Consider the following 21970-nt stretch of genomic DNA (forward strand, 5'->3'; position numbering starts at 1 on the left):
GCGTTCCTGCAAGCGACGCCAGTTCAGGCAGGGCCGCCGAGTTCACCGTCGCCCGTAGCGGAGGCGATCGGTAGCCAATCCTGTGGTCGCGAGTCACTGATGCCCGCAGCGGGGTGCCCCAGGTGAAAACCCTGGACGAGGTCAACGCCGAGGGAGCGCAGGATGTCGAGGGTCGACGCATCCTCGACGTGTTCGGCGACAGCAAGCTTCTTGAGGTGGTGCGCGATCTCGATCATCGAGGCGACAAAAAGTCGATTGGTCGAGTCGCCGTGCAGGTCACGAATGAAGGCTCCATCGATCTTGATGGCCTCGACGTCCAGCAGTTTTAGATGCGCGAAAGAGCTGAACCCACTGCCGAAATCGTCCAGATACACCGCGCAGCCGAGACCGCGCAGTGCGTCTATCATCCGGCGTGCCGCCGCCGGATCGCTGATCGCCGAGGTTTCGGTCACTTCGATGTGCAGCCGGCGTGGATCGACCTCGAGCTGCCGCAGCGTGTCGTCGAGAAACGCGGGAAACGTTGCATCCTCCAGCGAACGCGCCGACAGATTGGCGGCGATGCACACCGAGGGGTCGGTACTCGCCAGTTTCCGGGCACAGTTCAGAAAGACCCAGCGATCGATCTGCCGAACCTTGCCGCTGAGCTCGGCATGCGGTACGAAATCCGCAGGCGAGATCAGACGGCTCGGGTCGGTTTCGTCCACCATGCGCACCAGTGCTTCGAAGTACGTCACCTGCAGATCGGCTGCGCGATGCACAGCCTGGAAGTGGAGGACGAAGCGCTGATCCTGCAAGGCGCGGTTGATGCGGGCATTCCAGTTTACCCGCGCCGACTCGGCCCGCGAGCGCAACGGATCGTTATGGTAAACCGCCCAACCGTTCTTGCCGCTCTGTTTCGCCAGATACATGGCAGTGTCGGCACAGGCCACCAGATCATCCTCCTCACGCGCGTCGTTCGGACACGTCGCGATCCCAATACTGCAGCCGATGCGCAGCGTCTGCATGTCGGCGGCGGCGAAACGCAGGCCGCCAACGGCTTCCACCAGCCGGGCAGCAATCGCACTCGCCGCATGCGCGCCGTTACCGGGGCACAGCACGGCGAACTCGTCGCCGCCCAGTCGTGCGGCGAGTTCGCCCTTGCGCATCTGGTCGGACAGCGTTTGCGCGACGGCAACGAGAATCTCGTCGCCGGTGCGGTGACCGCCTACATCGTTGGCGTGCTTGAAATCGTCCAGGTCGATGAACAGCAGTGCGAGCGGTGCATTGTCGGCGATCGCCTGCGCAATCGCCGCCTGTAACGCCTCATAGAGCCCGCGCCGGTTGAGCAACTTCGTCAATGGGTCGTGCAGCGCCTGGTAAGCGCGCTGCTGTGTCTGTCGCTCGAGTGTAATGTCCTCGTGGAACCAGATACAGCCGCTGCCGCTGGAACCTTCGGCGACCGGTTGCATGCGCTGCGTGATGATCCGCCCGTCGACGGTCTGCAGTTCGACGCCCCTGGCCACTTTCCCGACCCCGGTGTCCAGGATCGCTTCAACGTGCACGGCATCCGCCGGTATGGTCTGGCGTATCAGCAAGGGCACGACCTCCGCCAGACTTCTGCCGGTGGTCAGGTCCGCTAACGCCCAGATACGCGCAAAGGCACCGTTCGCGTAGATCACGCGACCGTTGCTGCCAACGAACATGATGCCGCTGTTCATGGCGCCGAGCAGTGTCGTCAGGCGCGCCTGTTCTTCACGCGCCGCCTTGAGCAGCAGCCGCTGTTGCGTCTCGCTATGTTCGAGTGCGGCAACGCGCAGCTTCAGCGTTTCGGCCATCGCGTTGAAGCTGATGCCGAGGCGCCCAACCTCGTCGTTCGACGTTACCGGCACGGTAGCGTCCAGATCGCCTCTGGCGACGCGCTGACTGGCGTGCGCGAGCCGCGTCAGACGGTGCGTGATCGCGAAGGCGATCACCGTGAGCAGCGCCATCGAAATCGCCAGTGCCGCGCCGGTGATGCCGAGACTATGGCGCAGGAAGTCGGCCCGCGCCTGGCGCAGCCCTGCCGTAGACAAGCCAAAGTCAACATGTCCGAGCGGCTGACCGGCAAGGCTGACCGGTAGTGCCAGATGCATGGTCGCGTCGGGACGCTCGAGGTCGATTCCCTTTTCGTCACGCGAAGGCAATGGGCGCGCCGCGTCCCACCCGGCCGTCGCGATGAGCTTGCCGCGGTGGTCCGACAACACCAGATAGGTGATGGATTCGTCGCTGCGGATGAGATCAAGCGATTGCTGCAGGGTCGCGTAGTCGCGTTGGGCGAGTGGTGCGGCAATCGCGTAGTCGAGGAGCGCGACGATCTGTTTGGCCTGTGAACTGGCCTGGTCAAGCAGCGCGCGCTGCAGAAGCTGCGTACTACCCAGCAGCACCAGGGCCGCCGCGACAAGCTGGACGAGGACGCAGGCAACGATCAGCTTGCTGCGCAGCGACCAGCCTGACCACGGGACTCCCTTCATCCGGGAGGCAACAAACCCTTGCGGGTCGCTTCGACGTAGGGGTCCATCGACTCCATCAACCCGGCCGCTGCATCGCGAATGCCGGTAAAGCCGGTGCCGGCAAAGAACGCCTTTCCCTCTTCAGAGCTGTTCGCGAAGTTGAGCAAGTGCTCCTTGATTGCCCGCGTCTGAGCGGGTGGCAAGCGTGGACTGGCCATGACGACAAAGCCGGGAACCTCGGTAAAAGTGGTCACTGGTTGAAGTTGCGCCCTGATCGCTTCGGGTATTGCTCGATACTCGCCGCCACTGACCATCGCCGCCAGCGCATCCCCGCGCGCGACGACGCTGCCGACGCTGTCTTCGGTGGGGGTGTCTATCGTCTTGAAGTCGCGGTCGCGCTGCAGGCCATGTTCGGCCAGCCACTGCATGCCGCGCAGCGTGACCAGCGATTGCGGATTGGACAGTACCAGTGTCTGTCCGATCAGATCGGCAACGCCTCGAACCGGTCGACTGCTCGCCGAAACCAGCATGCCCTTGATGTTGGGCGCATAGGAAAGCAGGGGTCTGTAGCCGCGGTCGATCTGTGCCAGGCGGGCCAGATTCGCTGCGGTCACCACCAGATCGTAGTCGAGGTCCAGGGTGCGCTGGTGAAACGCGGTCCAGCTCAGTGCCGTGGAAACCTGGACCGGGCGCTGCAGCACTCGCGCGAGGTATTCGCGCATCGGCAGGTAGTGCGCGAGCAGGACGCGGGCGCTGACGTTTGGCAGGACGCCAATTTCCAGTGGGCGGACGGGCTGCGCCCAGAGGCACGATGGCACAGCGCCAACGGCCAGCATGGCGAGACAAACGGAGCGCCGCTGATTCGGCTTGCTTATCACACTGCCTCCATCGGATCGTATGGAGTGGCGTTGTACCACAGTTTGCCTGCAGTCAACGCAGGTGACGCGTTTGCCGCTTACCGGGCAGGCAGCGCCTGACAAGGGCCGAACTTGACCGGGGCAATGATCCTGGGCAGTCGACCGGAAGGACTGACCGAGTGTTGCCGCGAAGCCGGCGGGGTGCGCATGGCGCCCCTGCCGGCCACGCCACTGAACTTACTTGCTGATCGATTCGCCCGGCGTGACGATGCCCAGGAAGCTGTCTGCCTTGAGCGCGGCGCCACCGATCAGGCCGCCGTCGATGTCCTTCTGAGCGAGCAGACCGGCTGCATTCTCCGGTTTCATCGATCCGCCATACTGGATGCTGATCGATTGGGCGACGCCATCACCATAGAGCTTGGCGAGCAGGCCGCGGACGAAGGCGTGTGCTTGCTGGGCCTCGTCATCGGTGGCGGTGACGCCGGTGCCGATCGCCCACACCGGCTCGTAGGCAACGACGGTGCGCAGCGCATCGTCAGCAGAGAGTCCGGCATAGGCGCCGTTCACCTGTGTGGTGAGAACGCTCTCGAGTTGGCCGCCCTTGCGCTCGGCGAGTGTTTCGCCAATGCAGATGATCGGCCCCATGTCCAGCGAGAGAGCCTTCTTGACCTTCTTGTTGACGGTCTCGTCGGTTTCGCCGAAGTAGCTGCGCTGCTCGGAGTGACCGATGATGACGAAGTCGACCCCGATCTCCTTGAGCATGTCGGCGCTTACCTTGCCGGTGAAGGCCCCCTGGTTTTCCCAGTGGACATCCTGGGCGGCGAGCTTGACATTGCTTCCCTTGACCACTTCGGCCACCTTCGCCAGAGCGAGATAGGTGGGCGCAATGGCGACGACGACGTTCTTGATGTCCCTGGCGGCAGCTACCACATCGGCGGCGAGCTTCACGGATTCGGCAACGGTCTTGTTCATCTTCCAGTTGCCGGCGATAACGATTTTGCGCATGGTTTTCCTCGGGTCTTGTTACTTGGATGGTTGGGCGAGCGGGCAGGCCCCGGAACTCCCGGGGCCCCGCGCATTACTTCTCGGAAAGGGCGGCGACACCGGGAAGGATCTTGCCTTCGAGGTACTCGAGGGAGGCGCCGCCGCCGGTTGAACTGTGCGTGACTTTCTTGTCGGCGCCATACTTCTTGGCGGCCGTGGCCGTATCGCCACCGCCGATGACGGTGATCGCGCCCGCCGCGGTGGCCTGGACGACCGCGTCGGCCATGGCCTTGGTGCCGGCTTCGAATTTCTCGAACTCGAAAACGCCTGCCGGGCCATTCCAGATGATGGTTCTGGCCTTGAGGATCGCTTCCGTGAAGATCTTCGTCGACTCGGGACCGCAGTCGAGCCCGAGCCAGCCGTCGGGAACCCCGTCCACGTCGTTGGCGCTACCGGTATTGGCCCCCGCGTCGAACTTGTCGGCGATGATGAAGTCGACCGGCAGCAGAATCTCCTTGCCCTTTTCCCGCGCTTTCTCCATCAGACCGGGCACCAGCTTGGCGCCCTCTTCGTCGAACAGCGAATTGCCGATCGGCATTCCCGAGAGAACCTTCTTGAAGGTGAAGGCCATGCCGCCGCCAATGATGATCTGGTCGGCCTTGTCGAGGAGATTGTTGATCAACTGAATCTTGTCGGCGACCTTGGCACCCCCCAGAATGGCCAGCAATGGGCGCTGCGGCGACTCGAGAACGGCCGAGAACGCCGCCAGTTCCTTGTTCATCAGATAACCCGCCGCACGCTCGGGCAACTGAACGCCGGTCATCGACGAGTGGTCACGGTGAGCGGTGCCGAAAGCATCGTTGATGTAGACGTCGGCGAGCCGGGTCAGCGACGCCCGGAAGGCCTTCACGTCGTCCGGGCTGGCCTTGACCTTGGTGACGCTGCCGTCGGCATTGGTCACGCTGGCCTTGCCTTCTTCTTCGATATGGAAACGGAGATTCTCGAGGAGGATCACCTCGCCAGGCTTGATCTGCGCACAGGCAGCCTCGACTTCCGGGCCGACGCAATCGGCGAGGAACTTCACCGGTCGTCCGAGCAGCCCCTCGAGGGCGGTCGCCACCGGGGCAAGACTGTATTGCGGCATTACCTTTCCGTCGGGCCGGCCGAGGTGAGACATCAGGATCACGGCGGCGCCCTTTTCCAGAGCCGACTTGATCGTCGGCAACGCGGCCTCGATACGCTTGGTGTTGGTGATGGCGCCGGTCACCTTGTCCTGAGGGACGTTGAAATCAACGCGAATCAGGGCGCGCTTGCCTTCGAGGGCGAGATCTTCGATGAACAGTTTGGACATGATTTCCTCGACAGTGAGATGGTGTTGAAAAAAGCTGGAATCAGGATGGAAAATGGCATGGTGCCTCCGTATTGGCCGCAGAACGACTCCTCAAGCGAGCACCTCGAGCCACTGCGTTGAGCACATGAAGCAAGTTGGATAGGCGTTTTCAACCACGCAGACGAAGTATCCTTGGCGCCGCTGCCGGAGTCAATTCCCCGATGTCAAGTGTTATCTGGGTTGCCACCGCTGTCCACCGCAAGGGCTCACGAGTGGGGGCTGCGGCCTGTGCTCGGAGGCAAGCCGGACGGGCGGGATGCCGCCGCCAGGAGCAGCGTCCCCATACGGGTCGGCGGGCGATTGGAGGCTCACCGGGACTGCGGCGGGCCTTCGTCGGCTGCCTTGACGACCAGAATGTCCTCCATTACCAGATACTGCAGGTCGGATCCGAAGAACATGTTGAGCGCGTCGGTGGGTGAGCAGATCATCGGTTCGCCGCGACGGTTGAGCGAGGTATTGAGAACGACGCCGTTGCCGGTCAGCCTCTCCATTTCGACCATCAGGTCATAATAGCGCGGGTTGAACTGGCGCTGCAGCACCTGCGCGCGCGAGGTGCCATCTTCGTGTACGACTTCCGGGACGCGCTCCTTCCAGCCACTGGCCACCTCGAAGGTGAAGGTCATGAATGGCGCGGGATGCGCGCTGCCCAGCATTTGCGGGCCGACAGTGTCGAGCATGCTCGGACAGAACGGACGCCAGCGCTCGCGGAACTTGATCTGCGCATTGATCCGGTCGGCGACGCCGGCAACGCTCGGGCAGCCGACGATCGAGCGGCCGCCGAGCGCGCGCGGACCGAATTCCATGCGTCCCTGAAACCAGGCGACCGGGTTCCCGGCCGCCAACAGGCCGGCGGTATGTCGCGGCACGTCGTCCACCACCTGCCACCGGGGTCGTGCCGGGTGGCGGGCGCAGGCGGCGATGACGTCTTCGTTGCTGTAGGCCGGACCAAGGTACACATGCTCCATCTTTTCGACCGGGACGCCGCGTTGCACCGATACGTACGCCGCAGCGCCCACCGCCGTTCCGGCATCGCCCGATGCCGGCTGCACGAAGAGTTCGCGGACATCCGGGCGGGCGATGATCTTCTGGTTGAGCTTGACGTTCAGCGCGCCGCCGCCGGAAAACGCAAGCCGACCGGTTTCCCGCAGGATGTCGCCGAGGTAGTGGTCGAGCATCTGTAGCGACAGATCCTCGAAGAGCTTCTGCATGCTCGCCGCGTAATGGATGTAGGGGTCGTCGGCGACGTCCCCAGAACGCCTGGGACCCAGCCAGTCGACGAGCTTGGGCGAGAAGTAGTAGCCTTTCCCCTTCTCCTTGTAGCGGCGGAATCCGATGACGTTCGCGTAGTCGGTGTTGACCCTCAGTTCGCCATTCGCAAAGCGCGCCAGCCGCGAGAAATCGTAGCGGGCGGCGTCACCGTAGGGCGCCATGCCCATCACCTTGTACTCGCCGTCGAGCATTTCGAAACCTAGATACTCGGTCAGCGCGCCATAAAGCCCGCCCAGCGAATCGGGATCGTAGAACTCCTTGATCTTGTGAATCCTGCCGTTCTCGCCGTAACCAAAGAAAGTGGTGGCGTATTCTCCCTTGCCGTCGATACCGAGAATCGCCGTCTTCTCGGCAAAGCCGGCACAATGGTAGGCGCTGGCCGCGTGCGCAAGGTGATGCTCGACCGGCACGATCTCCGTGTTTTTCAGGTCGAAACCCAGTTGCTGCAGGCACCAGGCGATGCGCTTCCGGTAGCGGTGGAAGCGCCGGTTGCCGGTGATGAGCGCGTCGAGCGCGCGATCCGGGGCATACCAGTAGCGCCGGGCGTAGTGCCAGCGCGCCGGTTCGGCGAGGCTGATCGGTGCAAAGGGAATGGCTACCGCGTCAACGTCGGCAGGCCTGATGCCGGCAAATTCCAGGCAGAACTTCGCCGCTTCGTAAGGCATGCGGTTCTTGGCGTGCTTGTCGCGAACGAAGCGCTCCTCCTCAGCCGCCGCGATGAGCTTGCCGTCGATGTAGAGCGCTGCCGAAGGGTCGTGGGTCAGCGCGCCGGACAGTCCGAGTAGAGTGAGTGCCAAGGTAGGGTTCTCAGAGGATCACACGGTCGCCCCGGCAAGCTCATCAACGGCTGCCGATCGACGAAATCGACAAGTATACCTGCCGCGGCATCGCCGCTGTGCGCTCACTTGCCTCGGATGGCCGAGCCGGCAGGCGCCTGGCTTGGCAAGTCGAGCATGCCGCGGGCGGGTGTCTTGCCGGCTCTGCTCAATAGGGGCGCGGCTCGCCGGCGGGGCGCGTCTTGAAGCGTCGATGGACCCAGTAATATTGCTCAGGCATCGTGCGCACCGCAGCCTCGATCCAGGCATTCATGCGTCGGGTATCGGCCTCGATGTCGTTCGAGGGGAAATCCTGCCACGGTTCGCCGACCGTCACGGCATAGCCCTTGCCGCCGGGCAGGAGGCGCGTGACCACCGGGACGACGGTCGCGCCGGCGAGCCGAGCCAGTCGCGACAGACCTGGGACCGTCGCCGCTGGCACCCCGAAGAAAGGAACGAAAATTGAATCGCGGCGGCCAAAGTCCATATCCGGAAGGTAGTACAACGGCCGCCCTGACTTCATTGCCTTGACGCTGGCCCGCACGCTGTCCTGGCGAGACAGCAAGAGCTGATCGCCGAAACGGCGGCGGCCGCGGTAAAGCAGGCGGTCGAAGACGGGGTCCGACTGCACCGCGTAGATGCTGGCGCTGTCGTGGCGCATGGCAATCGCGGCGCCGCCGGCGTCGAGTCCGACAAAGTGAGGTGTCAGCATCAGTACGGGACGACCGGCATCGAGCAGAGCACGCAGCCGGTCGTCTCCGTCGACCGTCGTCAGCCGCTGCAGCCTCGCCGGACTGGCCCACCACAGCAGGCCGCGTTCGAGCATGCTGCGTGCCAGTACCTGGCAATGGGCTCTGGCGAGGCGTACGCGCTGCAGCTCAGCGAGTTCGGGGAAGCACAGGCGCAGATTCACCAGGACGATGTGCCGGCGTCGGCGAGCCAGACCGAAGAGCGCCAGTCCCAGGGCATTGCCGACGCCGGCGAGGATCGGCAGCGGCAGGAAGTGCAGCAACCAGAGCGTGGCGGCCAGCAATCGACTCAGCATGGTCTCAGCCCACGCAAACGCAGCCGAGAGCGGCGCAGGTAGCAGGAAGGCTTGACATGGATCTCTCGTGCCATGGGATTGCCACCCAGCGGGTGGACGTCTGGGTGGTCAGGATGAATGGGCCCGGTATTGTACGACGCCGCGGAGGCCTCCGGGCCGGTGCGCCGAATGCCAGGTCACGCGCGGGCCAAACAATCGCGGGGCGAGTCGCAGCTTTTGATAAGATGCACACTGAAGATCTCGTGAGGGTGGTGCCCGGCATGCGCATCTGCGGTCGGGAACTGGGTGAAGTGAATAGTCGGTTTGGGAAGCTCCGCGTTGGCAGCGGGCTTTTCTGCCAATATCGGGATAGCTGGCATTCCGGACGATCGCCGTTGCCGAGGGGATGGTGATGATCAGAAAACTTGTCTTGCCCGTACGAAGAATGCTGCACGGGACGCTGCGTAAACTGTTCAACTTTCTCCCGCAGAAGAGGCGGTTTGCTGTTTATCGTAATTTTGTCGATTGTGATCCCGCACCGGACGAGCGCCTGGTGCTGAAGATTGCCGAGACGAAAGAGGAACTCGCCGAGTGCTTTTCCTTGCTGCATGACGCCTATGTCGGTAGCGGATTCATGAAGCCGGATCCCTCGGGGATGCGGGTCACCATTTATCATGCCCTGCCGACGACAACGACGCTGTGTGCAAAGTATGACGGAGAGGTGGTTGGTACGCTGTCGCTGATTCGCGAGAGCGTGTTGGGATTTCCACTCCAGAGGATCTTCGATCTGACGGCCATACGAGAGAAGAGAGGCAACGTTGCCGAAGTGTCGGCCTTGGCGGTGCACAGGAAGTTCCGGCGTACGGGTGGCAGCATTCTGTTTCCGCTGATGAAGTTCATGTACGAATATTGCACGACCTTCTTCGATACCCGGCATCTAGTCATCGCCGTCAATCCCAAGCATATCGAGATGTACGAATCGCTGCTGTTCTTCGAGCGCCTGACGCAGAATGTTGTCGAGAACTACGACTTCGTCAATGGCGCGCCAGCAGTTGGTGCGACGTTGGACCTTGCCTTCGCGCCAGAGATCTTCCGCAGACACTATGGGTCAAAACCGCCGAAGCGGAACCTTTACGCCTTTTTCACCGAGGTCAAGCTGCCCAACATCAAGCTGCCGCAACGACGTTTCTACACGACCAACGATCCGGTGTTGACCCCGGAGTTGCTCGACTATTTCTTCAATGTGCGCACTCATGTCTTCAGCCAGCTCAGTGATCGCAAGAAGTGCCTGATGCACACCATCTACGATTTGCCCGCCTATCAGGCCGTTCTGCCGGCGATCTCGGAGGGCAGCCAGGACGGCTCGGCGCGCCGGCGCCACCAGCGCTTCTCGGTCAGATGCCCCGCCCAGTTATCGCTGGTCGCTCCCGATGGCGCCCAGAGCAAGATCAAACTCGAAGTCTTTCAGCTCTCGCGTTACGGCTTCAAGGCACACGCGCTTCACCCCATTCCGATCAATGTGTGGGGTGAAGCGATGATCAAACTGGGGCCGTCCGAAGTGTCGCGAATACAGGTCGCGGCTTCCCGGGACTCGGGAGAAGGTATCTATGGCTTCCGCCTGGGGGAGCCCGACCTGATCTGGCGCAAGTTCGTCAATGCCCTGTACAGCGGCAGCATCCACGCCGATCTCGAAAACGCCACGCGCTTCATGACCGACCGCTGACGCCAAGGCGCTGTCAGCCGCCGCTCGTCGCCTGCGCCATCGCGCGCTCTGACTACCTTGCGGCGGCGCGGGTGGGCCGCGGCTCGTCGCTGCCAGCCGCCTGAAGCCTCTTTCGGTAGTGTGCCGGCGCGACCCCCGTCCATCTCACGAAGGCCCGGTAGAAGGCGGCCGGGTCGGCGAACCCCAGCTCGGCGGCGATCTCGGCCACCGCCTGCCGGCTTTTTGCCAGGCTGTTTATCGCCACATCGCGACGCAAGCCATCCTTTATCGCCTGGAAGCTCGACCCCTCGTCTTCCAGTCGGCGATGCAGCGTGCGTGCCGACAAGTGCAGGGTGCGGGCAACTTCAGCCAGCGACATCGACGCGGGCAGCGCGTCGCGCAGCGTCTTGCGCACGCGCAGGACCATTTCGCGGTCGCGCCGGTAGAGCGTCGTCAGCTTGCCGGGTGCGCCGTCGAGGAATGTCTGCAACGCCGCTTCGTCGCGGCGGATCGGCAGATCGAGAAGATTGGCGGCAAAGGTGGCGGCCAGCGTCTCGGCACCAAACGTCGAGCGTGCCGTGTAGATCAGCGCATAGTCGTCTGCGTGCTCCGGCCGCGGGTAGGGAAAGGCCACAGCATCGAGAACGATGCCGCGTCCGACGAGCCAGGAAAAGAGTCCGTGCAACAGGCGGAGCAGCCATTCAAAGGCGAATACCCGGCCAATCGCCAATGGCGCGCCGGTTTCCGCGATGCAGAGACACGCCTGATCGCGGTGGGTGTTCAGGCGGACAGAAAGGTCGGGGAGCACTAGCCGCAGAAAGCGGATGCCGCGCTCGATGGCGACGGACAGCGTCGGCGCCGTGATGGTGCTGCGGCACAGGAACTCGAAGCTGCCGGTGCGCATCGGTACCGAAAACAGCCCGAAGCCCTCATCGTCGAGTTCGTGATTGATCAGGTTGTAGAGGGCGGCGTAGCGGTCGACGGGGATCCGCGCTGCCGGGTCGCCGAGGACATGGGTGGGGATGTGGGCGCGTTCGAGCAGCGGCCGGGTGTCGTGCCCGGCATGCTGCATACCGCCGAGCATCCCCTGCACGAAAGCCATTGCCACTGTCGCGCGCGCCGGGGCCGGGATGGCGGCGGCGGGGCTGACTGGCGCCGCCGCCTGGCTGGCAGTCTTCTCAGGGTCTGACATTGTTTCCTCGCAAGGCAGTGTATTGACAGCATATTCCAAGTTGGCAATATTTACATTGTGGGAGGCGTCTTGGGTAGTGGCTTTATTGCTCCCAACTTCCTACCATGTGCGTCCCTGTGCAATTCCTGGTAACCAAGACCTTTCCGACTTCTGTGGAGCGCGAACGCCATGACCGACCTTTCCATCGCCAAGAAGCTTCTGCCCTACAAACCCAAGCACAAGGTGCGCTTCGTCACCGCCGCCTCCCTGTTTGACGGGCACGATGCCTCGATCAACATCATGCGTCGCATCCTCCAGTCGACGGGCGCCGAGGTCATCCACCTTGGCCACAACCGCTCCGTCCAGGAGATCGTCAACGCCGCCCTGCAGGAGGACGTGCAGGGAATCGCCATCACGTCGTACCAGGGCGGTCACGTCGAGTTCTTCAAGTACATGATCGACCTGCTGAAGGCGGGTGGTGGCGAGGATATCAAGGTCTTCGGTGGCGGCGGCGGGGTCATCGTTCCGAGCGAAATCGACGAACTGCACGCTTATGGTGTGGCCAGGATCTACTCGCCGCAAGACGGGCAGTCGCTGGGCTTGCAGGGAATGATCAACGAGGTGGCCACCAAGGCAGACTTCGACCTGTCGACCCTGGCGCCGCAGGATCCGGAGGCGGTACTGGCGGCGCTGAAAGCCGGTGATCACCGCAAGCTGGCACAGATCATCACGGCGCTCGAGAACGGCGCGTATCCGGAAGCACTGCGCAAGAAGATCGTCCATGCCGCTGCCGGGCTCAAGGTACCGACTTTGGGCATCACCGGTACCGGCGGTGCCGGCAAGTCATCGCTGACCGACGAACTGGTACGGCGCTTCCGGCTCGATCAGGGCGATACCATCAAGCTGGCGATCATCTCGATCGACCCATCGCGCAAGCGCACCGGCGGCGCGCTGCTCGGCGACCGCATCCGCATGAACGCCATCGAGCACCCGAACATCTACATGCGCTCGCTGGCGACGCGCGAAACGGGCTCCGAGGTCTCCGCCGCGCTGCCCGAGGTGATCGCCGCCTGCAAGCTGGCCGGCTTCGACTTCGTCATCGTCGAGACCTCGGGTATCGGTCAGGGCAACGCTGCGATCGTGCCGCTCGTCGATGTCTCGCTCTACGTGATGACGCCCGAGTTCGGTGCCGCTTCGCAACTCGAGAAGATCGACATGCTCGACTTTGCCGATTTCGTCGCCATCAACAAGTTCGACCGCAAGGGCGCCGAGGATGCGCTGCGCGATGTGCGCAAGCAGTACCAGCGCAACCACGAGGCCTTCGGGCAGAGTCCGGACGAAATGCCGGTCTTCGGGACCATGGCCGCACGCTTCAATGACGACGGTGTGACGGCGCTCTATCAGGCGATTGCGCCGAAACTGCACGCGCTCGGTCTGAAGCTGAAGAAGGGCAAGCTGCCGCTGGTCACCGTCAAGCAATCGTCGAACCAGCGGGCGATCGTTCCGGCGCAGCGCGTGCGCTATCTGGCCGAGATTGCCGAGGCGGTGCGCAGCTACCACGCCCACACCGCCGAGCAGGCCGAAGTTGCTCGCCAGCGGCAGTCACTGCGGACGGCCAAGGAACTGTTTGTCGGCTGCGGCAAGCCGGCCGGCGACTTCGATGACATGATCGATTGGAAGGAGGGACAACTCGACGCCAGGGCCAGGAAGTTGCTGGACATGTGGCCGAAGACCGTCGAGCTCTATGCTCAGGACGAGTACGTCGTGAAGATCCGCGACAAGGAAATTCGCACCCGGCTGACCAACACCTCGCTGTCCGGGTCGCGCATCCGCAAGGTTTCGCTGCCGACCTACAAGGACGACGGCGAGGTGCTGCGTTTCCTGATGAAAGAGAATGTCCCGGGCTCCTTCCCCTTTACCGCCGGCGTTTTTGCTTTCAAACGCGAGAACGAGGATCCGACGCGGATGTTCGCCGGCGAAGGTGATGCTTTCCGCACCAACCGGCGCTTCAAGAAGGTTTCCGAGGGCATGCCGGCGAAGCGGCTGTCGACGGCCTTCGATTCGGTCACGCTGTACGGCTGCGATCCCGACGCCAGGCCGGACATCTACGGCAAGGTCGGCAACTCCGGCGTCTCGATCGCCACGCTCGACGACATGAAGGTGTTGTTCGACGGTTTCGAACTGTGCGCACCGACGACCTCGGTGTCGCTGACGATCAACGGGCCGGCACCGATCATTCTGTCGATGTTCTTCAACACGGCCATGGACCAGCAGGTCGACAAGTTCCGTACCGACAACGGCCGTGACCCAACGGAAGACGAGATCCAGAAGATTCGCACCTGGGTGCTCGCCAACGTGCGCGGAACGGTCCAGGCCGATATCCTCAAGGAAGACCAGGGGCAGAATACCTGCATCTTCTCGACCGAGTTCGCCCTCAAGATGATGGGCGACATCCAGGAGTTTTTCGTCCATAACCATATCGGCAACTTCTACTCGGTGTCGATTTCCGGCTATCACATTGCCGAAGCCGGGGCCAATCCGATTTCGCAACTGGCCTTCACACTGGCCAACGGCTTCACCTATGTCGAGGCCTACCTGGCACGCGGCATGCATATCGACGACTTTGCGCCGAACCTGTCGTTCTTCTTCAGCAACGGCATGGACCCCGAGTACTCGGTGATCGGCCGCGTCGCCCGGCGCATCTGGGCGGTGGCGATGAAGAACAAGTACGGCGGCAGCGAGCGCAGTCAGAAACTGAAGTACCACATCCAGACTTCCGGCCGCTCCCTGCATGCCCAGGAGATGGCGTTCAACGACATCCGGACGACGCTGCAGGCACTGATCGCCATCTACGACAATTGCAACTCACTGCATACCAATGCCTATGACGAAGCCATCACGACACCGACCGAGGAATCCGTTCGCCGCGCGATGGCCATCCAGTTGATCATCAACCGCGAGTGGGGTCTGGCGATGAACGAGAATCCGAATCAGGGTTCGTTCATCATCGACGAACTGACCGACCTCGTTGAAGAAGCCGTGTTGAAGGAGTTCGAGGCCATTGCTTCGCGCGGTGGCGTCCTCGGGGCGATGGAAACCGGTTACCAGCGCGGCAAGATCCAGGAAGAGTCGCTCTACTACGAGCACAAGAAGCACGACGGCTCGTTTCCGATCGTCGGCGTCAATACCTTCCGCAATCCGCAGGGCGACGCGCAGATCGAGATCGAACTCGCCCGCTCGACCGAGGAGGAAAAACAGTCGCAGATCAACCGCCTGCGCGACTTCCAGGGGCGCAACGCCGCGGTCTCCGGGGCGATGATCGAACGTCTGAAACAGACGGTGATCGACAACGGCAACGTCTTCGCCGTGCTGGTGGACGCCGTCCGCGTCTGCTCGCTCGGACAGATCACCGGAGCGCTCTACGAAGTCGGTGGCCAGTACCGTCGCAGCATGTAGAAAGCCGCAGAGAATCCCGGAAGCCTGACCACGGTGCCCGGCCGGCGGCTGTCACGGCAATACCCCGTGGCAGCCACCGGCCGAATCTCCCGGTTCCCCATTTCGGCAGCGCCAGGCCTCCCGGGAAGGCATGTCGGCTGTCAACCGTCAACGGCAAAGGAGCGCGCATGTCGGACATTTACCAGCGGATCTACCAACGCAAACGGATGAGCGCGACAGACGCGATGAGTCTGGTGGAGAACGGTGACTTCATCTGCGTGCCCACCGGTGTCGGCGAACCGCCAGCCCTCCTGACAGCCCTCTCCGAGCAGCGCCAGACTTTTCACGGAGTGACCGTCGGGCAGATCCTGCCGCTGCGCAAGTTCGGCTATATCGATCCGGCCACCGTCGACCATGTCCACCATCTTTCCTTCTTCTATGGCGGAGCCACCCGGCCCGGTGGCCAGGAAGGCTGGATAGACTATCTGCCGAGCTATTTCTCGGAAATGCCGTCGATGATCATGAACCGGCAGATCCGCGTCGACGTCGTGTTCAGCATGGCCTCGCCGATGGATGAGCACGGCTACTTTGCGCTCAGCCTGGGGACCGACTACACGATGGCCGCGGTCAGCATGGCCCGGGCGGTGATTCTCGAAGTCAACCCGAATGTCCCATTTACCAACGGCAATTGCCATGTCCATATCTCGCACATCGCCGGATTGGTCGAGAGTGACGAAGCCGTGCTCGAGGTGGGTCTGCCGCAAATCGGACCGGTGCAGGAAGCGATCGGGGAGTACGTCACCGATATCATCGACGACGGGTCGACGCTGCAGATCGGCTATGGCGCAATTCCCGACGCCGTGGTCATGCAACTCAGTCACAAGCACGATCTGGGCATCCATACCGAGATGATCGGCGACGGCATCCTGAAGTTGCTCGAGTGCGGCGCGGTCACCAACCGCAAGAAGAACTACCTGCCGGGAAAGATGGTCGCCACTTTCGCGCTGGGTTCGCAGAAGCTCTATCGTTTCATGCACCGCAACCCGATGCTCGAAATGCATCCGGTCGATTACACCAACGATCCCTACCTTGCTGCCCGCAACGACAAGCTGGTGTCGATCAATGCGACGCTGCAGGTCGACCTGCTCGGCCAGTGTTGCTCGGAGAGCTTTGGCCCGCAGCCTTACTCGGGCACCGGCGGCCAGGTCGATTTCGTTCGCGCCGCCAACCGCTCGCGTGACGGCAAGTCGTTCATCGTCCTGCCATCGACGGCAAAGGGAGACAGCATCTCGCGCATCGTGCCGGCGTTGTCGCCCGGTGCGCATGTGACGACCGGCAAGAACGACGTCAACTACGTGGTCACCGAGTATGGTCTGGCCGAACTGCGCGGAAAGACCGCCAGGCAGAGAGCGCAGGCACTGATCGGCATTGCCCACCCCGACTTTCGCGGTGAACTGAGCGAGGCGGCGCGCCGCCTGAAGCTGATGTAGCACGCTGCAGGACCCGTGCTCCGGTTTGCCGTCGCGCGCCGGTTGGCGCGCTGCTCGGCAGAGCCGCGCCGACAAGGGGGAAGATAGAGCATGCGCCGTGGGGCGCGCCTAGCCAGACGTCGCAGCGTCCTGCTGCAGGCGTCCCTTGAGCAGGAAGACACGCATCGGGCCCTTGCCCTTGATGTGGATCTCGCCACGTTCTTCGCACACGAAACTGGCGGGCAGCATTGCCCGCGTTGCCTCGCTGATCTGGATTTCGCCGGAGATCCCCTGTGATTCCATGCGCGCGGCGATATTGACCGTGTCACCCCACAGGTCGTAGATGAAGCGCTTCTTGCCGATCACGCCTGCCACCACCGCTCCCGAGTTGATGCCGATGCGAATCGCCAGGCCGGGAAACTCCTTGATCGCCGCCTGCATGCGCAGTGCCAGTTCGGCCAAGGCGCTGGCGTGATCCGGACGTGCCTCGGGAATGCCAGCCGCAACCATGTACGCGTCGCCGATCGTCTTGATCTTTTCGAGTCCACAGTGTTCGGTGAGGTCATCGAAGCGCGAGAAGATGGCATCCAGCAGATTGACGACGTTGGGGACCGACTCCGATAGCGTCGTGTAGCCGACGATGTCGGCAAAAAGCACGCTGCATTCGCCGAAGGCGTCGGCAAAGGTGCGCCCTTCCCGCCGCAGACGCTGGCTGATCGACGCAGGCAGCATGTTCTCGAGGAGTTCCTCGAGTCGCGTGTTGGCGCCGGCCAGTTGCTTTTCGGCTTCGGCCAGATCCGCCAGAAAGAGCTCGGCCACATACATGAGCGAAGCGAAGCTGGCGAAGAAGAGAATCCAGCGCCCAGCCCGCTGCGCCTCCGGAGGGTAGGGGAGGCCCAAGGCCGGGAGCGTCAACAGCCCGAGTTCGACACTCACGAAGATCGCCAGGCAACCGCCGGCATACAGGCGCCGCGCACGCTCGCCATGCTCGAAGAACAATAGATACGCGCCGACGGTCAGGGGCAGCAGATGATAGTGGTTCATGCTGCGGAACGGGCCGGCGATGCCCTCCAAAGCGACCAGGCAGACGACGACCGGAATCACGACCCAGAAGTAGCTGTGGCTGGCCAGTCCGAGTTGGCCGCGCGCGAGGCAGTACCACACCCACGCCGCACCGCAGAACGAAATGCTCTGCAGCGCCAGCGTCAGCCAGTCGCCTCGCACGAGAGCGACGCCGCTCCACACCACCGCATACGCGAGCAGCAGCACAGTCCCTGTGCGCAGAAGGCGTTCGGCCCGGCGCCGCCGGTAGTGGCGGAACCCCACGTCGGTATATACGAAATCGCCAGTACTGTCTTTTCCGCTCACAGACCTCCCGAGTCTGTTGAACAGCCGCGGGAGGCCGGCCCCCGAGCTGGAGGCCGGATTCTACAGGGAATCCTCGCGGCGGTGACCGTCGATCGACGACGCCCCCGAACCGGCCGCCGGGTGAGCACGCGGCAGATACGCCCGCGCGTGGCCAGGCCCCCTGCGCGCGCTCACGCGTTTGTGACACGGACTTCCGGCGTCGCCAATGCGACTTTCATACTAGAATGGCCGTCTTTTCCCGACTGCCCACAGCGATCATGATCCGTACCCGTTTCGCGCCTTCCCCGACCGGCTTCCTGCATATCGGCGGTGCGCGCACTGCACTTTTCTCATGGGCCTATGCCCGCCACCACTCCGGCGCCTTCATCCTGCGCGTTGAGGACACCGATCTGGCGCGATCGACCCCGGACGCCGTGCGGGCGATTCTCGATGGCATGCTCTGGCTTGGCCTCACCTATGACGAAGGTCCGTTCTACCAGACCCAACGGATGGATCGTTACCGGGCCGTGATCCAGGAAATGCTCGCCGCCGGTACCGCTTACCACTGCTACATGGCGCCCGAGGAACTCGACCGCCTGCGCGAGGAGCAGCGGTCCCAGGGCGTTAAGCCGCGCTACAACGGCCTCTGGCGACCAGAGCCGGGGAAGATCCTGCCGACCCCGCCAGCGGCTGTTCTCCCCGTCGTGCGCTTCAAGAATCCCCGCGACGGGATGGTCGCCTGGGACGATCTCGTCAAGGGCCGGATCGAGATTGCCAATGGCGAACTCGACGACCTCGTCATTGCTCGCGCCGACGGTACCCCAACCTACAATTTCTGCGTCGTCGTCGATGATCGCGACATGGGTATCACACACGTCATCCGCGGCGATGACCACGTCAACAACACGCCGCGGCAGATCAACATACTGCGTGCGCTCGGGGCGCCGGTGCCACTCTACGCGCACCTGTCGATGATTCTTGGCGATGATGGGCAGAAACTGTCAAAACGGCATGGCGCCGTCAGTGTCATGCAGTACGACGACGAAGGCTACCTGCCTGAAGCCGTGCTCAACTATCTTGCGCGTCTCGGTTGGTCGCACGGCGACGACGAGATCTTCTCGATGCAGCAGTTTTGTGAGTGGTTCGACCTCGACCATATCACTCCCTCTGCGGCGCAGTTCAATACCGAGAAGCTGAACTGGCTCAATGCCCACTACCTGAAGCGCACCGATATTGCCCGCTTGACCGCTCTCGTTCGACCGCGCCTGGAGGCGCGCGGGCTGAGTGTCGCCGGCACCCCTTCGCTTGAGGCGATCATCGGCCTCTATCGGGATCGTGCCGCCAATTTGAACGAACTGGCCGACGCGGCGGGAATCTTCTACGCCCATCCGGAGGTGCCGACAAGGCTCCTGGAAAAGCACCTGACGCCGGAAGCTCTGCCGCTGCTCGCCGATTTCATCGCCGGACTAGCCGAGGTGGCCTGGGAAGCGCCGGCGATCGGTGCACTGATCAAGGAAAGCGTTGCCCGACACGGGATGAAAATGCCGAAGCTGGCGATGCCCATACGCGTGCTTCTCACTGGCCAGGAGCAGACGCCGTCGGTGGACGCGCTGGTCGCGCTGTTCCCGCGCGAAGAGGTGCTCGAACGGCTTGGCAAGGCGGACGACCCGAGACCGTCCGGGATCGATCCGTCGTGACCGCGCGCCGCGATGAGCCACTCGAACAAGGCTCCGGCCTTCCCGCGCTGCCCAGCGCCGCCACGGTTGGCTTCGGGTAGCCAAGCGTCATGATTGCCACCGTGAGTCGTTCACGGGAGCCCAACAGCATTAGCCAAATGTTCTATTCGAATGCCACTTGCAATTCTGGGCGGATCCCTTATAGTGTGCCACGTGTCAGCAAGCCCGTAGGCTGTGAACCCGTGGCACGAGAAGAGTTTTCAGCCCGTTCGCATGCAGTCATTGCAAGAAAGGATAGTCCGATGAGTACCGCCAAAGTCGTTGAGAGGGTCGATCCCCGCGAAATCCGTCGCAAACTGGGCTTGAACCAACAGCAGTTCTGGTCCAAGATCGGTGTAACACAAAGTGGTGGTTCGCGTTATGAAAGCGGCCGTAACATGCCCAAGCCGGTGCGCGAGTTGCTGCGGCTTGTGCATGTCGAGCAGATCGATATTCAACGCCTGAAGCGCGAGGACTTCGAGGTCGTCGAATATCTCAAGGCGGAAGACCCCGACCTCTTCAAGACTTTGCGGAAAGCTGCCCGGAGCAAGGTCAAGAAGCCGGTTTGACGTCCTCCCGGTGAGATGGAGTCGGTGGGCAAGCGGTCAGTCTCGCAAGCCGGCATCAACTCCTCCCCGGTGCCCCAGCGGGGTCAGGCGCGTCCCAACAGTTCCTTGGCGTGTTGGCGAGTGATCTCGGTGATCTCGATGCCGCCCAGCATGCGCGCGATTTCCTCGACCCGCGCCTGATTTTCGAGCGCGGTGACCAGGCTGCGAACCTCGCCAGCCTCCGTGCTCTTGCTGACCTGCCATTGCCAATTGGCACGCGCGGCCACCTGCGGAAGGTGGGTCACGCAGAGAACCTGTCGATCGGCGCCCAGTTCGCGCAGCAGACGACCGACAATCTCGGCGACTCCGCCACCGATACCGACATCCACCTCGTCAAAGATGAGCGTCGGTACGCTGGCGGCCTGGCTGGTCACCACCTGAATAGCGAGACTGATGCGCGACAGCTCGCCGCCCGAGGCGACCTTGGCAAGCGGGCGCGCTTCATTTCCGGCCAAACCGGCAAGGCGAAATTCGATCTGCTCGAAACCCGCGGCATTGCCTCCCTCGACCGGGACCAGACCGACCTCGAAACGCCCGCCGCCAAGCGCGAGTTGCTGCATGACCTGACTGACCTCGCCGGCAAGTGCTGCGGCAGCTTCGCGACGACTGTCGGAGAGGCGCCGCGCCAGGCGCTCGTAGTCGCCGCGCGCTGCCGCGACACGTTCCGCCAGCGCGCCGACATCGGCAGCCGCGCCGAGGATGGCCAGTCGCTCCTGGCAGCGTGCCAGCAAGGCCGGCAACTCCTCGGGCTTGCAGCGGAACTTCCGGGCACAGCCGAGAACGGCGTCGATTCGCTGCTCGATTTCCGCCAAGCGCCGCGGATCCAGTTCGGCGCGGCTGGCATAGCGACGCAGGGAAGAGATCGCCTCGGCGAGTTCGGCCTGAGCCGAATGCAGCAGGACGCCGATCTCGCACAGCGCGGAGTCGTACTCGGCGAGCCCATCGATACGATTCGCGACCGCACCGAGCCGAGCTTCGCAGGCAGATTCACCTTCGGCCAATACCTGCAGGGAATGCTCGGCGCCGTCGACAAGGTTTGCGGCATGCGCCAGGCGTTTGTGCTCGTCGTTCAGCGTCGCCCATTCCTCGACCGAGAAACCAAGCGCTGCCAGTTCGTCGGCCTGCCAGGCAAGTTGCTCGCGCTCGGCAGCCAGGGCCTCGATGTCGTTGCTTGCCGTATCAAGCGTCGTTCTGGCAGCGCGCCAGACGCGCCAGGCCTTGCCGACTTCGGCCAACAAGGGGTCGAGTCGGGCGTGCGCGTCGAGCAGCGCGCGCTGTGCTTCGCCACGCATCAGCGACTGGTGAGCGTGCTGGCCGTGGATGTCGACCAGCGCTTCGGCCACCTCGCGCAGCTGCTGGACGGTGACCGGTGACCCGTTGACATAGGCGCGCGAACGGCCGTTGGCATCGACTAAGCGGCGCAGGAGCAAGCCGCCCTCGCTGTCCATATCATGGGCAAGCAGCCACTCGCTTGCCTCGGGTGAGCGCTCCAGAGCAAACTCCGCAGTCACCTCCGCGCGTTCGCTGCCTGTCCGAATCAGGCTCGAGTCAGCGCGTTCGCCAAGGGCGAAGGCCAGCGCGTCCACCAGAATCGACTTGCCGGCACCCGTCTCGCCAGTCAGAGTACCGAATCCGGCTTGAAACTCGAGTTCGAGCCGGTCGACCAGAACGAAGTCGCGAATCGTCAAGCGGCAGAGCATGGTTTCGTCGGCGCAG

14 protein-coding genes are annotated in these 21970 nt (G+C 63.1%); 5 read left to right on the top strand and 9 right to left on the bottom strand.

From position 1 onward, the window contains the following. Window positions 1-23 precede the first annotated feature (23 nt). The 6 genes from CAP2UW1_RS02425 to CAP2UW1_RS02450 form a co-directional block, all read right to left on the bottom strand. Entirely contained in the window at window positions 24-2489 is a 2466-nt protein-coding gene (locus CAP2UW1_RS02425) for an EAL domain-containing protein (protein ID WP_012807282.1), read from the bottom strand. Beyond that, window positions 2486-3346 carry a phosphate/phosphite/phosphonate ABC transporter substrate-binding protein gene (locus CAP2UW1_RS02430; RefSeq protein WP_012807283.1) on the bottom strand — a complete coding sequence of 287 codons (861 nt, stop codon included), beginning with the start codon at window positions 3344-3346 and terminating at the stop codon, window positions 2486-2488. The genes CAP2UW1_RS02425 and CAP2UW1_RS02430 overlap by 4 nt, the downstream gene beginning before the upstream one ends. A gap of 216 nt (window positions 3347-3562) precedes the next feature. Further along, a complete protein-coding gene (gene tpiA / locus CAP2UW1_RS02435; RefSeq protein ID WP_012807284.1) occupies window positions 3563-4330 on the bottom strand; it encodes a triose-phosphate isomerase in 768 nt (255 codons plus the stop codon). 73 nt (window positions 4331-4403) lie between these two features. Next, on the bottom strand, window positions 4404-5660 hold the full coding sequence (gene pgk / locus CAP2UW1_RS02440) for a phosphoglycerate kinase (protein WP_012807285.1): 1257 nt from the start codon (window positions 5658-5660) through the stop codon (window positions 4404-4406). A 347-nt stretch (window positions 5661-6007) separates the two neighbouring features. Further along, window positions 6008-7765, bottom strand: a complete 1758-nt coding sequence (locus tag CAP2UW1_RS02445) for a carbamoyltransferase family protein (protein WP_012807286.1) — start codon at window positions 7763-7765, stop codon at window positions 6008-6010. A gap of 187 nt (window positions 7766-7952) precedes the next feature. After that, entirely contained in the window at window positions 7953-8825 is an 873-nt protein-coding gene (locus tag CAP2UW1_RS02450) for a lysophospholipid acyltransferase family protein (RefSeq protein ID WP_041568057.1), read from the bottom strand. Between the two features lie 394 nt (window positions 8826-9219). Here CAP2UW1_RS02450 and CAP2UW1_RS02455 point away from each other — a divergent pair, with 394 nt between their 5' ends. Continuing rightward, the gene (locus CAP2UW1_RS02455; protein ID WP_012807288.1) at window positions 9220-10530 is read left to right on the top strand and encodes a GNAT family N-acetyltransferase; all 1311 of its coding nucleotides are present in this window, start codon (window positions 9220-9222) and stop codon (window positions 10528-10530) included. A gap of 52 nt (window positions 10531-10582) precedes the next feature. Here CAP2UW1_RS02455 and CAP2UW1_RS02460 read toward each other — a convergent pair whose 3' ends face one another. Next, window positions 10583-11701, bottom strand: coding sequence for an AraC family transcriptional regulator (locus CAP2UW1_RS02460; RefSeq protein WP_012807289.1), 1119 nt, complete (start codon window positions 11699-11701; stop codon window positions 10583-10585). A gap of 168 nt (window positions 11702-11869) precedes the next feature. On the opposite strand from CAP2UW1_RS02460, the gene icmF reads away from it, so the two are divergent. Next, the gene (gene icmF / locus CAP2UW1_RS02465) at window positions 11870-15136 is read left to right on the top strand and encodes a fused isobutyryl-CoA mutase/GTPase IcmF (RefSeq protein ID WP_012807290.1); all 3267 of its coding nucleotides are present in this window, start codon (window positions 11870-11872) and stop codon (window positions 15134-15136) included. Between the two features lie 167 nt (window positions 15137-15303). Then, window positions 15304-16605, top strand: coding sequence for an acetyl-CoA hydrolase/transferase family protein (locus CAP2UW1_RS02470; protein ID WP_012807291.1), 1302 nt, complete (start codon window positions 15304-15306; stop codon window positions 16603-16605). A gap of 108 nt (window positions 16606-16713) precedes the next feature. Here the strand turns inward: CAP2UW1_RS02470 and CAP2UW1_RS23480 are convergent, their stop codons facing one another. Beyond that, on the bottom strand, window positions 16714-17952 hold the full coding sequence (locus tag CAP2UW1_RS23480) for an adenylate/guanylate cyclase domain-containing protein (RefSeq protein ID WP_012807292.1): 1239 nt from the start codon (window positions 17950-17952) through the stop codon (window positions 16714-16716). A 224-nt stretch (window positions 17953-18176) separates the two neighbouring features. Here CAP2UW1_RS23480 and gltX point away from each other — a divergent pair, with 224 nt between their 5' ends. Together gltX and CAP2UW1_RS02485 are read left to right on the top strand one after the other, a co-directional pair. After that, window positions 18177-19628, top strand: coding sequence for a glutamate--tRNA ligase (gene gltX / locus CAP2UW1_RS02480; RefSeq protein ID WP_012807293.1), 1452 nt, complete (start codon window positions 18177-18179; stop codon window positions 19626-19628). A 281-nt stretch (window positions 19629-19909) separates the two neighbouring features. Further along, window positions 19910-20215, top strand: a complete 306-nt coding sequence (locus CAP2UW1_RS02485) for a helix-turn-helix domain-containing protein (protein WP_012807294.1) — start codon at window positions 19910-19912, stop codon at window positions 20213-20215. An 83-nt stretch (window positions 20216-20298) separates the two neighbouring features. On the opposite strand, the gene recN is transcribed toward CAP2UW1_RS02485, so the two are convergent. Further along, window positions 20299-21954: a DNA repair protein RecN gene (gene recN / locus CAP2UW1_RS02490; RefSeq protein ID WP_012807295.1), complete on the bottom strand. Its 1656-nt coding sequence runs from the start codon at window positions 21952-21954 to the stop codon at window positions 20299-20301. Window positions 21955-21970: the final 16 nt, after the last annotated feature.

It is taken from the genome of Candidatus Accumulibacter phosphatis (genome assembly GCF_000024165.1).
GTDB lineage: Bacteria > Pseudomonadota > Gammaproteobacteria > Burkholderiales > Rhodocyclaceae > Accumulibacter > Accumulibacter phosphatis.

Coding starts and splice junctions, on each gene's coding strand:
- tpiA (WP_012807284.1), bottom strand. CDS start 4,330: ATGCGCAAAATCGTTATCGCCGGCAACTGGAAGATGAACAAGACCGTT.
- CAP2UW1_RS02485 (WP_012807294.1), top strand. CDS start 19,910: ATGAGTACCGCCAAAGTCGTTGAGAGGGTCGATCCCCGCGAAATCCGT.
- pgk (WP_012807285.1), bottom strand. CDS start 5,660: ATGTCCAAACTGTTCATCGAAGATCTCGCCCTCGAAGGCAAGCGCGCC.
- icmF (WP_012807290.1), top strand. CDS start 11,870: ATGACCGACCTTTCCATCGCCAAGAAGCTTCTGCCCTACAAACCCAAG.
- CAP2UW1_RS02425 (WP_012807282.1), bottom strand. CDS start 2,489: ATGAAGGGAGTCCCGTGGTCAGGCTGGTCGCTGCGCAGCAAGCTGATC.
- recN (WP_012807295.1), bottom strand. CDS start 21,954: ATGCTCTGCCGCTTGACGATTCGCGACTTCGTTCTGGTCGACCGGCTC.
- gltX (WP_012807293.1), top strand. CDS start 18,177: ATGGCCGTCTTTTCCCGACTGCCCACAGCGATCATGATCCGTACCCGT.
- CAP2UW1_RS02460 (WP_012807289.1), bottom strand. CDS start 11,701: ATGTCAGACCCTGAGAAGACTGCCAGCCAGGCGGCGGCGCCAGTCAGC.
- CAP2UW1_RS02470 (WP_012807291.1), top strand. CDS start 15,304: ATGTCGGACATTTACCAGCGGATCTACCAACGCAAACGGATGAGCGCG.
- CAP2UW1_RS02455 (WP_012807288.1), top strand. CDS start 9,220: ATGATCAGAAAACTTGTCTTGCCCGTACGAAGAATGCTGCACGGGACG.